Origin of the sequence: Edaphobacter aggregans DSM 19364, from assembly GCF_000745965.1 — a bacterium.
In the GTDB taxonomy this organism is placed as follows: domain Bacteria; phylum Acidobacteriota; class Terriglobia; order Terriglobales; family Acidobacteriaceae; genus Edaphobacter; species Edaphobacter aggregans.
Genome location: NZ_JQKI01000153.1, coordinates 1 through 11,795 on the forward strand (window position 1 = coordinate 1; position 11,795 = coordinate 11,795).

At 57.1% G+C, this 11,795-nt stretch carries 12 protein-coding genes and 2 pseudogenes; 8 read left to right on the forward strand and 6 right to left on the reverse strand.

Annotated features, from left to right (window positions below):
• Window positions 1-217, reverse strand: a pseudogene (locus Q363_RS27140) (hypothetical protein); the annotation flags it as partial.
• Between the two features lie 320 nt (window positions 218-537).
• On the opposite strand from Q363_RS27140, the gene Q363_RS27145 reads away from it, so the two are divergent.
• From Q363_RS27145 to Q363_RS27175, 7 genes are all read left to right on the forward strand, one after another.
• Entirely contained in the window at window positions 538-933 is a 396-nt protein-coding gene (locus tag Q363_RS27145) for a nuclear transport factor 2 family protein (RefSeq protein ID WP_035356962.1), read from the forward strand.
• Between the two features lie 419 nt (window positions 934-1,352).
• Window positions 1,353-1,568, forward strand: coding sequence for a hypothetical protein (locus Q363_RS27150; protein ID WP_035356963.1), 216 nt, complete (start codon window positions 1,353-1,355; stop codon window positions 1,566-1,568).
• Between the two features lie 198 nt (window positions 1,569-1,766).
• Window positions 1,767-2,660, forward strand: coding sequence for a Fic/DOC family protein (locus Q363_RS36935; protein ID WP_051979398.1), 894 nt, complete (start codon window positions 1,767-1,769; stop codon window positions 2,658-2,660).
• Window positions 2,647-3,132, forward strand: coding sequence for a hypothetical protein (locus Q363_RS27160; RefSeq protein ID WP_035356965.1), 486 nt, complete (start codon window positions 2,647-2,649; stop codon window positions 3,130-3,132). The genes Q363_RS36935 and Q363_RS27160 overlap by 14 nt, the downstream gene beginning before the upstream one ends.
• Before the next feature lie 582 nt (window positions 3,133-3,714).
• A complete protein-coding gene (locus Q363_RS27165) occupies window positions 3,715-4,020 on the forward strand; it encodes a single-stranded DNA-binding protein (protein WP_035356966.1) in 306 nt (101 codons plus the stop codon).
• 57 nt (window positions 4,021-4,077) lie between these two features.
• Window positions 4,078-4,680: a hypothetical protein gene (locus Q363_RS27170; RefSeq protein WP_157467661.1), complete on the forward strand. Its 603-nt coding sequence runs from the start codon at window positions 4,078-4,080 to the stop codon at window positions 4,678-4,680.
• A gap of 424 nt (window positions 4,681-5,104) precedes the next feature.
• Window positions 5,105-5,335, forward strand: coding sequence for a hypothetical protein (locus Q363_RS27175; protein ID WP_035356969.1), 231 nt, complete (start codon window positions 5,105-5,107; stop codon window positions 5,333-5,335).
• Window positions 5,336-5,776: 441 nt separating this feature from the next.
• Here the strand turns inward: Q363_RS27175 and Q363_RS27180 are convergent, their stop codons facing one another.
• The 5 genes and pseudogenes from Q363_RS27180 to Q363_RS27200 all read right to left on the reverse strand — a co-directional run.
• The gene (locus Q363_RS27180; protein ID WP_035356970.1) at window positions 5,777-6,820 is read right to left on the reverse strand and encodes a hypothetical protein; all 1,044 of its coding nucleotides are present in this window, start codon (window positions 6,818-6,820) and stop codon (window positions 5,777-5,779) included.
• Entirely contained in the window at window positions 6,805-7,536 is a 732-nt protein-coding gene (locus Q363_RS27185) for an ABC transporter ATP-binding protein (protein ID WP_035356978.1), read from the reverse strand. The genes Q363_RS27180 and Q363_RS27185 overlap by 16 nt, the downstream gene beginning before the upstream one ends.
• 477 nt (window positions 7,537-8,013) lie before the next feature.
• Entirely contained in the window at window positions 8,014-10,617 is a 2,604-nt protein-coding gene (locus Q363_RS27190; RefSeq protein WP_035356971.1) for an ABC transporter permease, read from the reverse strand.
• A gap of 1 nt (window position 10,618) precedes the next feature.
• Window positions 10,619-11,023: a PadR family transcriptional regulator gene (locus Q363_RS27195; protein ID WP_342667464.1), complete on the reverse strand. Its 405-nt coding sequence runs from the start codon at window positions 11,021-11,023 to the stop codon at window positions 10,619-10,621.
• Window positions 11,024-11,093: 70 nt separating this feature from the next.
• Window positions 11,094-11,516, reverse strand: a pseudogene (locus tag Q363_RS27200) (integrase core domain-containing protein); the annotation flags it as partial.
• On the opposite strand from Q363_RS27200, the gene Q363_RS46950 reads away from it, so the two are divergent.
• A partial coding sequence (locus Q363_RS46950) for a DUF5372 family protein (protein WP_169747152.1) occupies window positions 11,453-11,795 on the forward strand: 343 nt, incomplete at its 3' end. The pseudogene Q363_RS27200 and the gene Q363_RS46950 overlap by 64 nt on opposite strands.

Genomic DNA, 11,795 nt, shown 5'->3' on the forward strand with positions numbered 1-11,795 from the left:
CGTGCGGAAGCAGATGATCGTAGATCCACCCAGTAAAGATCGTCGCTTCCATGGCGATCGTCCGGGGTTGGGGAAGGGTCTTGATCCAGGCGTCCAGCTCGCGCCGGGTGGACCCGATCTTTCCTTCCTGATGCACGTGACCAGCCGCGTCCTTCACGCAATAGCTGATCGTCCTCTTGTGAACATCCAGTCCGATGTAATACATATCGTCTCTCAAGGAGCCTCCGGGGTAGTTCTCTGAATCAGCTTCACCGCTGAGTTCAGCCTTTGCAACACCTCGTGCTCCTCACTGACTTACATTCAAACAAACCGCACGTTATCGGATAGGGGAAGGGTTGCCGGCCAACCGCCCAGAACCCGAGTAGCGGGCACCAGTCCGTACCCATCTGAAAGCTCTCTTTGGCAAGGCCGGGGTGGAAGGGTCCGGTTGCAGAACGTGCGTGGTGATTACAAGACCCTGCGGCGTTTGAACTACCTACCGGCTTACCGCATCGAAGGACGATAATCGAGTGCATGGCAAGCGTTATAGGAGGATGAATGGCAGACACTAAGACCGTTATTGAGCAGGCGTACTCCGCATTCAACAAGCGGGACATCGACGGTGCATTAGCACTAATGACGCAAGACGTGAGCTGGCCCAAGGCTTCGGAGGGCGGCAAGGTTGTCGGAAAAGAAGAGATCCGCGCCTATTGGACTCGACAATGGGGTGAGTTCGATCCCCATGTCGAACCGCTCGCAATGACCGAGGAAGACGGAGGCAAGACCCGCGTCAGGGTGCACCAACTCGTCAAGAGCCTTCAAGGGGATGTTCTTTCGGACAGCGAGGTTCTCCACGTATTCACTGTGAACAGCGGCCTTATCGCAGCCATGAACCTCGGAGATGAGGCCGATCCAACCGCTGGTCCGTCTGCCGCATTCGCACATCGATCCTAACTTGCTATCCACCGTGGAGCGTGCGAGTAGGACCCAGCCTCGAGAATTCTATGAATGGGCAGCAGACCACATTCTCAGCGTAACCGGATCGCTCCCGGGAAGTCTTGCCAGTGTTTACCGATGTGTCACCTCGGAATCAACGCTAGCTTCCCAACGGACGGCTCCAAGTTCACGATTAACCTTATTTCTTCTGGACAAGTGTCCGCGCCGGATGCACTCGCGCATCATGCGGCGGGATGTTTATCACGCAGAAGGCCAATAGAGATTTCACTTGGACCTGTCCTCGCGCACCCCTCGAAACAGGGTAAAAAATCGAGGGCCACTGCGCGGACCAACCCCGCAGTGGCACGGAATAAATGTGCTGGAAGCCGCATAAACACTGGTAAAATACGAAGAGCAGGTAGTTACGGAGGATGCTCATGAGCCGTACCGCAACGCCGCCTCGTGTCGCCGTCAGTCCTACACTCGCAGCCAGTCTCGCAAGAGCCGAGGCCAGCACGCGGGCAGAGGGCGTCGATCCGAACGACAACCCCGCTTACCTCGACGTGAAGCGCCGTCTACTCGCCGGTGAAATCACGATGGAGGAGGCCGAAACGATCTATGAAGACGCTTTCACTACTTCGGTGAAAGCATGACCCAGACGGAATACGTTCACCAACTCCGGTCACGAAAAGACTTTGCATACCGACTCCCGAGCTTGCGCTTTTACAAGGGATTTGCGGCAGGGTTGATCGTGGCCGGACTTGCATTCCTCGCAAGTCATCCCCGGCCCTATCACCCTAAACGCGCCCGTTCGCACAGTTACCAACCATTCCCATCAGCAAGGTAACGGTATGAGCGAAGATCCTTACTACTACCCCGGAACGGATGTTCTCAAGAACCTGAAGAACATCCGCGATAAAAAAGAGCTGGAGCGTTTCGAGACGGGTTCGGCGCAACTCCGATCCATCGCCGCAGAAAAGCTTAGCGGCCTTTTCGACATAAACAGATTGAACGCCACACATCAGGCCCTTTTTGGCAAAGTGTATGAGTGGGCGGGCAAGTTCCGCGAAAATACAGGCACGATGACCAAAGGCCGAGAGGCCGGTTACAACGTAACCTATGGCAACTCCTCTCACGTCCCATCGCAGCTTGCTATCGTCTTCGCGGAATTGAAAAAAGAGAACTACCTGAAAGACTTGCCGGTTGAACAATTCGCTAAACGTCTCGCTCACTTTTACGGAGAAATTGACGCAGTGCATCCGTACAGAGACGGGAACTCGCGTACGCTTCGATTATTTACCACAGACCTCGCGAAAGAGGCAGGACACTCGCTCGATTGGGACCGTACACTCCACACCGACGCAGACAGAAACAAACTATTTCAGGCACGCGATCTTGCAGTCATGCGTGCAGACTCCTCAGAGCTTGCTGGCGTCGTCCTTACCTGTCTCACAGAACGAGTACAGGAACGCAACGTACCATCACCCGAAGCTGAGGACAACACCATGCCAGACCTAGAAGTTGCCAGCAATACTCAACAAATTTCCTCTCATCAGTCAACGCAAGAAGAGACTGATATTGCCAATGGCCCTGCGCCCGCGAAGGCGGATGCGACATACATTGCGCAGTACCTCACCCGAAGCGAGCATCTTGAAATCACAGAGATTGAGTCCGATGAATGGGTTGATATAGCTGGCGGCGAGCAGCAGCTACGAGTACAGACCGGGAAGGATGAAGGCTGGTAAATATCACGCTCGCGTCGAAAGTATTGTTCAAGGCGCATCATCCCCTGAAGCTAAGTGGTCCTTGCAAGAACTTGAGACACGCGAAGAGGCGCTAACCGAGGGTCGTTTAGACATTCATCACGCACAGGAGATGGAACGTAGAGCACTTGAAGACCATTACGCGGACCAAGCACGGAATGGGGTTGCCGAAGACAGAGAGGGAGACAAGCAGAACTTGCAAACTGCAAACCCTCCAACCCCCAAAGAACCCATTGCCGTCCGCTTGACCGAAGAGCAGACGAAGTTACTACTGTCAGCCGAGTACCCGAACAACTCCCAACAGCAAACGACGGCGCTGTACAACGTCTACAACGGCATTGAAAAAGTCGATGTGATGAATGAGAGCGTTGCCCTCGACTACAGCGAGGATCTAAAGAGAGCTTTTATGCGAGCCTCGACAAAGACGAAAAGCCCGCCCTCGATGCCAAGCTGACACAGCTACAAGCGGAAAAGCAACGGGCCAATGCGCCCGCAGAAAAAAAACCGCAGGAGCGGCAGAAGCAACGCTCAAGAGCCATTGAGCGCGACTAACTCACCGCCCCATTGGAATTTTGTGCGCCGTCCTGAAGTCCCAGGACGGCGTGTTTGTTGTCCGGGAGTGTGCCGATCGACACGACACCGATCCTTGCGCCAGAACTGCTACGCGACCAGCCGAAGATACCGACCGGAAGCGGTGCGCCAGGGATAAGCGCCTGGAGTACCTTTGCCTGTAGAGTTGTGCGGAAGGACCCGCGCTGATGGCAAGGCGGGTGAGAGACCGTGTAGCGTCATATCTCCTTCACTCAATCACTCGGCCACCGCGACGGTGCTAGTAGCTGCGCCCAGCGGCTCGGCGCTGAAAACTCGCGTTGCGCCCTTCGGGTTTTGGACTCCTCCCCCCTCGCAAGCTCCGGGTCCCGCCTCCAAAAACTTTCAGCTTGGCATCGTGCCGGCAGGACCGGCACTCTTGGGAGCAGCGCACCTTTGCGCCCCTCCGGGTAGTGTGTCCCGAGTGACCGGGCAAAGGAGAAAGACCATGACGCAGACAAACACCATCACCCTCTTCGGCACCATCAGCAAAACCGCAACCGCACGCACTTCCAAGAACGGGAGAAAGTACACCGCCTTCGGCTTCTCAGTCATCCCCCAGAAAGGCAGCGCACCGCTTCACTACAACGTCGTCGCCTTCGGCAAGCAAGGCCACTTCGCAAAAGAACTGGCTTCCGGAACCCGCGTCAAGCTCGCGGTTCAGGCCCACTCTCAGCCGGACAACAACGCGACAACGCCTCTTCTGACCGCGACTTTCGTCCGGTCACTGCAAAATGCAACGGCGGCCCACTAGGGCCGCCGCTGTACCCCGCGTTTGCAACCGCGTTTATCCGGACGCTACGCTTATCAGGTGAGCCCCCGAAAACGTACCGTGCTATGGCTCGTCGCCCGAGCGACGTTCGTGATTATCTCCGCTGTTTTTTACTGCCTCCTGGCGCTGCCAGCGCCACTCTACCGCGCAACGGCGCGGCTCATTCCCCAGCCCGCGCCCATCACCCTTCCCCGCGCCGATATAACGCAAGAACTTGACTTGCTCGCCTACGCCGATCCTGGCGGCGCAGCGTTCGAGCGCATGACACATGCGCCTATCTACGAAATCAACAGTCTTCAAGACCACAGATTTTCATTCAACCAGACCGGGACGACCATCGTTGTCATCAATAAAGCTCGACTGCCAACGGTCGAACTTAGGACGCTCGCCATTTCTCACGAGCTGTACCACGCAGCGCATCGCTTCGCTTTAGAAGACCTGGTGTTCCCAGAGGAGTCGCAAGCTCACCTCCACACCCAGAGGACCGCCGCCGCCTTGCACGTCCGTCCTCCAACGGAGGAAGGCGACACGCTGATGATTTATGCGCCTACCGCGCTCCTGGTCCTCGTCTTCCTTTCCTCCGCTTTCCTTTGGTTCACTCGCCCTACCGCCGCCGAGATGCGACGACTCATCTACAAATGACCCAACGAGACGCGTAGAAGCGAATACGGAGACGCTTGCAGCGTCGTCTACAGCCCTTTGCAGGGTGCTAGGCATGTTCCAAGGACTTCGGCTCTATCGAGTCGAAGGAAACGACTAGGAAGCGCTTCGATGCGGACCTTTCGAGAGTTGCCGTCGAAGGATTTTGAAACAGGATCTCGTTCCGTATGCGTCCGGTATTGGCCTTATGGCGTCTCATTCGCTCACGCACTGGCGGTCTGCGTAGCTTCTGCTTCCGCTTCGCGGCCCTCCGGGTCTCGGAACCCCCAACGAAAAAACAGCCGCACCGCGGCTTCGCTCTGCGAGCGTTTTTAGTCGGTCCCCCCAAGAATGCAGCCACTTGCCTTGTGAGTTCGCAGACGCCATTTGAGGTCGTCCAATACCGGACGCATACGAAACCATCACCATGAAACACTCAAAATCCACCACCAACGGCAAACTCGGCCGCCTTGCACTCTTCGCGCTTCTAATCGCGCTTTTCATTGTCATTGTCGGCATTGCCGCCATCGGAATCCTTGGAACCGCAGAGCAATTCACCCGCGCAAAAGACCTGTTGCCGATCTTCGTTACCTTGCTCACGCCGCTTCTAACGGCGATCATCGCGGCTTACATGCCGAAGAGCGACGCCGGTCACTGACCGGCTACAGGGCGGCTCTAACGAGCCGCCTTTTTTTTGAATCCAATTCATGCGCTCCGCGCCCAGCCAGGAAACCAAGCCTTCCTAAGAGGTGAGTGTACCGGGACATGCGTTACGTTGTGGACCTGAGACATCCGTTACAAGCCCCTTGCGGTGCCTATGGTTCGAGTTGAGTGGGTTCTAAGACATAAATCCAGTCGTCGAGGCCGTGGGAATGCGTGGGAATTCCGAAGGGATTTCCAAAGAGTGTGGGAAGGGTGGGAAGCCGGCTTCATGGCTTTCCATGCTTTCCATACTCTGTCATTTCCATGGCCTGCTTTTTCGCCCGGGCGATGCTCGATTTACAGCTACATCGACCAATGAGCCGCACTCGCAAGGAATTGCTCGTCGTGATCGTGGTCGATACGTGCATTGGAGATTTTGCATCATTCCAGAATTAGACTAAGCAGCCAGGGAGCGTTTCCAGAGCATTTCGCCCCAGAATATGGAAACCAGATAGATGGCGAAGGCAACGGCCAGGACCCAGAGTCCCGTCCTTGCCGCTCCGATTCCAGCTAATCCACCCAAGAGAACCTGTGCTACCCCGAAACGTGGATCTCCTCCGACGAAACGCCATCTACGCTGGTTCGCCCGCTGCCTCAGCGACGGGTATCGTCCGACTGCGATAGCGACCAAGCCGAATGCAACACCTGTTCGTAGACTTAAGAGTGAAACCATGACGGCAAGCGGGATCAGGAAAGTCATGTCCTGCGTGACGAGCAGCTTCCACCCTGCTATCGGTAGGAGACGATAGCGCAGCAACGCTCGCCCTTCATCCAGACGCAGTAAACGTTGCCCAACCGTGCTCATTGCGATACCCACGAATAAAGACAGCATCGGAAATGCTTCGGGCTCTGGTGGCCGCCCTAACAGTCGATAAAGCGTTCCACTAACAGCTATAAGCAGGGCGGTCCAAAAGTCTAGGGTTCCCTGCAGCTCCCGCCATATTTCTTGCGCGATTCCACCGACCTTCAAGGGCGTCCTTGAGATGTTGAGACCTGCAGGCGTCCTTAGCTCGAACGGGCGACGGCCAACGGCGTATACCGTCCCATGAACGATTAGTGCCAGTAGAACAAAAAAGAGACCCGCGGCGAGGCCCTTCCAGAACAGGTAGCCAAAAAACAACACTATAAATAATGGATTCAACGCAAAACTTACGGAACTGAGCAAGAGTCTTTGTGTACGTGTCAGCGGCCACGTAGCGACTCGCTCCGGGGGCAACCTATGCTGCGTATCGACGGAAAAAGTAACAAGCAGAGGCGCAAGGAGGACAAGTTGAAAGAAGAGCGTACTCCAGAATGCTGCTTTCGGTGCCCTGCTTTCTAAACCCGCGGCCATAATAAAAAGGATGGAGTACAGGAAGTTGTTGAAACGCACGGAAGAGAAGCTGCTCAGTTCCTTCAACATCAGTTTCTTCAACAACAGAAGGGCTAGGGTCTGAGCCAATGCAGCACCTCCGGCTGTGGTTCGCCAACGATGCTGAAATACACCTCCTCAACTCCTTCGTCTGCCGTGGACGGGTCGAAATCTGATTCAACTCGACCTTGGTGAAGAATGACTACGCGGGTGGCTATCTTCTGCACGATCGACAGAATGTGAGAGGTGAGCAAGATCGTAGCGCCGTCGCTGGAGAGTTGACCAAGCAGCATCTCAATGACCGCGGACGATGCGGGATCAATACCTTCAAACGGCTCATCCAGCAGCAGAACCTTCGGCTTGTGCAGGAGGGCCATGGCCAAAGCGGTCTTCTTCCGCGTGCCGAACGAACAATTGCGTGCAACGGTGTCGCGTCCTTGTGTAAGATCGAGTAGTCCTAGCAGGTCCGCTGCTCGAGCTGCAGTTTCGCTCTTCGTGAGTCCATAAATAGGTCCAACTGCCATCAGGTTCTCGATGACCGTCAACGACTCGAACAGCCCGAGCCCCTCGGGAAGCACGCCCAAATTTCGCCGGATTTCAACTCCATGGTCCCGGAAACCCAGTCCGCCGATGAACACGGAACCACTGTCTGGCTCCTCTAATCCTGAGAGCAGGCGTAGCAGCGTGGACTTGCCGGCACCGTTGGCCCCTAACAAGGCACAAATGCCAGGTTCTACAACGAGGTGTATGCCTCGGAGAACGGGTTTAGAGGCATAGTTCTTCGTCGCGGCTTTGCAGTCAATCACTCTGTTGTTCCCCACTAATCGCCGATGCGGCTCCCGTCCGGCTCATGAAGCGCGACCTGCTATTTCTCGCCAGCGGCTTACCGCGATGGTACGCCATCACCGCGAGGGTCAAAGCCCGCCCACAAGCCTGAGGCAAAGACGGCAAAGAAGCCTGCTGCGTACTCGCCACCAGCGGCAGATTCTCGCGGAGCCTGAAACCCACGGGCTCCGCGGTTTTATATCCAGCAGCCGCGCGTGCGGCCGGCTTTCATTCTCTCTGCACTCAGTCTGGAGGGAATCGACCAGAAGGGTTCGTCATGCCGGTATTGGCCGCAACGGCGACAGGCAAGATCGTCGAGGGAATCGTTCCGCCGATCAAAGTTGGATTGCTAGTTCCAGCATCTCGTCGCGGAACCGTACATCGTGGGGCTGTCTCGTCGTCAGGTTATGGATGCGAGCGAACCTCCGTTTTAGATCCTTCTTGCGATGGTCCTCTATTCACTCCGTTCTCAGCGCTTCCATCGGCTCTCTCTTCCCTGCGCGTATCGCCGGCATGAGGGTAGCCGCAAGCAGGGGCGCCAGCAGAACCAGCAGGGCTGCAAGGTAAAGCCGCAGATCATCCGGTTGCACCCCGTACAACTGACTGCGTAACAGCCTGTTCGCCGCCAGCGAGACCACAGCACCGGTCGCCAAGCCTATCGCCGCCGGCACCATCGCCCGCCGCACGAAAAGACGTGTAATGTCACCCCGTGTCGCTCCGAGTGCCATCCGGACGCCAATCTCCTGCGTGCGCAGCGCAGCAAGATACGAGACGACTCCATAAATTCCAACGCAGGACAGCAGCAATGCGATCACGGCAAATGACGCAACTACCGCTGCGTTCAGCCGTGGTTGCGCCACAGCATCGCCTAGTAGCTGATCCATCGTCTCGATCTCGCCTACCGACTGCCGCGGGTCTGACTGGTATACCTGCTCGCGGATCGACTTTGCGACTTGTTCCGGCGGCACCTTCGTCCGCACCAGAAAGTAGCGATGCCAACCGCCATTGGCGTTCGCAGGCCAGTAGACAGCCGGTCCAGGCTCCGCCGCGATCGCTCCTGATACCCCTCGCACATCGGCAACCACCCCCACGATCTCGTGCGCCTGTCCATCCAGGAGCAGGTGATGTCCGATTGGATTTCCCTTCGGCAGAAACTCCCGCACCAAGGCCTCGTTCACCAGTACCGGTGGCACTGTCGAGACCTGGTCCGCTGCGGCAAACGCTCTCCCTGCCAGCAGCGGTGTCCCGATCGCCGCCAGCAGATTCCCGGCGATATTCCGGTTTTCCGCGCTGATTGCCGGCTGATTGGCAAATTGCGGCAGCCAGTCCGCGTCGAAGCTGCCGCGCACATGAAAGTCGGTCATCGGCGGCGAACTGATCTGTCCCGCAGCCTCTACTCCAGGGAGATTTTCAATTCGTTGTTGCACGTCGTTGTAGAAATTGCGTACCGCTTCCGGCCTCGTGTTCCACGGCAACACCACCCGAACCGTCAGCAGGTGTTCTGGCTCAAATCCCAGTGGCTGCTTCATCAAGTTCCACAGCGACTCCGCCAGCAGCGACGCACCCACCAGCAGCACAAGAGACAGACCTACCTGCACCCCCACCAGGACGCTGCGCAACCAGTTGCCCGATGATCCTCCGAGGCGTGTCTCACCCTGCTTGAGCGCCGAATGCAACTGCACCTTCCGTGTTTCCAGCACCGGAACCACTCCGAACACGATTCCAGTTGCCACCGAAATCAGCAGAGCGACCCCAATAACAATCCCGTCCATGTGAATCGTGCCCGGCCGCCCCAGAATCCCCGGCAGGCTAGTAGCGGCGGTGCGAGTCAGCACGAATGCCAGGAGGATTCCCGTACCGCCGCCTGCCAACGCAAGGAGCACGCTCTCCACTAATAACTGAAAAGCCACGCGCCGTCCCGAGGCACCCAGCGCCCGCCGCAGAGCGACCTCCCGCTGCCGAGTCGTCGCCCGAGACAAGAGCAGGTTGGCCACATTGATGCAAGCGATCAGCAGCAGCAGCGCCGACGCGATCAGCAAGACCACCAGTGCCGACTGTACCTGACCGTACCGGTCCTCGCGCAGCGTCTCGCTCGTGAACCGCCACGCGCCGTCGCTCGACGGATACTCCCTCCTGAGTTGCTCCCCGATCCGATCCAGATCGCCCTGAGCCTGCGCCAGAGTTACGCCCGGGCGCAACCTCCCAAATACAATGATGTTCCGCAGTCCGTCGCCCCGATAATTGCCCCAGTTATTCGGAACAAACTGCGCCGCGTGCCAAAGGTCCACGCCTCCCGGGGCAGAAAAATCTCGCGGCATCACGCCCACAATCGTCGCCGTCTGCTGATCCAGCTTCACCTGTTCTCCGATTACGTTCGGATCGCCTCCGAAAAGCCGCTGCCATCCCGGATAACTCAACACCACGGTCTGCGGGGCATGGGGCACGTCGTCTTTCGCATTGAATACCCGCCCTAGCATCGGCGCTGTGTCGAAGACATCCCAGAATCCTGCATTCGCTCCCGCTGCCTTCACATAGATGGGCAACTTCTTTCCCGCAATCAGGGTACTCTCGTCGAAGTAAAAGAACGCCGGACTGGAGAAGCTCCGGTTTCGCGCCTCAATGTCATAGAATCGCGGACCCGTCATCAGCCCCCCAGCCGACCGCCCGGCAATCCGTGTGTCGTGAATCGCGACAATCCTCTCCGACTGTGGATAAGGCAGGCTCCTGAGCAGCGTCGAATACACCACCGTGAACATCGTTGTCGTCGCCGCAATCCCCAGTGCCATCGTCAACACCACGACGAGCGTGAACCCCGGCGAACGCCTCATCTGCCGCAGCGCGTAGTGAACGTCCTGCCAAAAACGCTCGAACTGCGCCGTCCCCCACGCCTCGTGTGTCTGTTCCCGGATCAGCGTAGGGTTGCCGAATGCGCGGCGGGCCGCATAACGCGCTTCTTCTGCCGACAAGCCTTTCTCACGTTGCTCTTCTTCTTCGAGCTCCAGGTCGTAGCGTAACTCGCGCTCGAGATCGGCATCGCGCTTTCTGATCTGCCACCAATGCATATCAGCTCTCCTCGGCAGTTGGCCACATCACGCTCGCTACAGCTTCGGCCATTTGCTTCCACTGGGACTCTTCGACCACCAACTGCTTCTTGCCCTTTTCCGTGAGCCGGTAGTACTTGAACTCCCGATTGCGGTCCGGGGCGGTTTCCCATTTGGAAACCACCCATCCGCGCTTCTCAAGGCGATGCAACGCGGGATAGAGAGAGCCATGCTGCATTTGTAAAAAGTCGTTAGTGGTGCGCTGAATGTGCTTGCCGATTTGATGTCCGTGAGCAGGACCGTAAAGGAGCGTCCGCAGGATAAGCATGTCCAGCGTGCCTTGGAGCAGGTTCGACCGTTGCCGTGTCAGTCCTACCATAGAAGACGTTCGACCCTCGATGGAATGGGATGGTAGTCCGTCTACCATCAATTGTCAAGACTACAAGCTCAATTCAATTCTGGAATGATGGCAACAGGCTGAGTCACTCCTCGACAGCTCAGACCACTCTCCGCGCAGCTCTGAAGCGAAGCTCTTCGGCATTGAGTTCTCCGATCTCCATGTCTCGAAAGAAGACTCTGTAAAACCCTGGTGTCACCGACTCGAATCCCAACTCTTCGAAGCGGAATACCTCGCTGATGAAGATTCTGGTCTTGTGCCAACTGATGTCTCCGCTATTGTTCACCCGTCGTAACAGAATGCCTTTCGGGTAAATGAACTCTGGCAACTTACGTGGCAGTCGGACGGAGCTGGGATGGTAGAGACTCGCTGGAACCTGGTTGTTTAACCCTTCGTGCGGACGCTCATTGTTGAAGACATAGCGAAAGTTATCAAAGCGGCTCTGCTGTGCACGAAGGGATGCCGCAGGCGGTTTCGTCGTGTCTTCCTTCAGCGTGCGATGCATCCGCTCGTGGCGACCGTTCGCACGCGTTGTCAACTGCACCGCCATCGGGGAGTGCAGTAAGACGTTTCCGAGTTACTCATCCTTTTCATCCATGGCTAGGACGAGAGTTTGAACTGGTCGTGCATCGCCGCACATGGGGCGAGGATCGAGTCTTTTTCTACGACGAGAGCGCGCGCCTAGTCGCTCTACCGGCCGCCTGGACGGACTTCGTCAGCCCTGACCCATTCGTGATGGTTGCTTCTGGTCGATCTCTGTTCCGGGCGGAGGACCTTTACGAGCTGGTCGAGCAGATTCGAT

Bases quoted from the DNA above. Each gene is read 5' to 3' on its own strand.
- Q363_RS27145 (WP_035356962.1), top strand. From the start codon at position 538: ATGGCAGACACTAAGACCGTTATTGAGCAGGCGTACTCCGCATTCAAC.
- Q363_RS27150 (WP_035356963.1), top strand. From the start codon at position 1,353: ATGAGCCGTACCGCAACGCCGCCTCGTGTCGCCGTCAGTCCTACACTC.
- Q363_RS36935 (WP_051979398.1), top strand. From the start codon at position 1,767: ATGAGCGAAGATCCTTACTACTACCCCGGAACGGATGTTCTCAAGAAC.
- Q363_RS27160 (WP_035356965.1), top strand. From the start codon at position 2,647: ATGAAGGCTGGTAAATATCACGCTCGCGTCGAAAGTATTGTTCAAGGC.
- Q363_RS27165 (WP_035356966.1), top strand. From the start codon at position 3,715: ATGACGCAGACAAACACCATCACCCTCTTCGGCACCATCAGCAAAACC.
- Q363_RS27175 (WP_035356969.1), top strand. From the start codon at position 5,105: ATGAAACACTCAAAATCCACCACCAACGGCAAACTCGGCCGCCTTGCA.
- Q363_RS27190 (WP_035356971.1), bottom strand. From the start codon at position 10,617: ATGCATTGGTGGCAGATCAGAAAGCGCGATGCCGATCTCGAGCGCGAG.
- Q363_RS27195 (WP_342667464.1), bottom strand. From the start codon at position 11,023: ATGGTAGACGGACTACCATCCCATTCCATCGAGGGTCGAACGTCTTCT.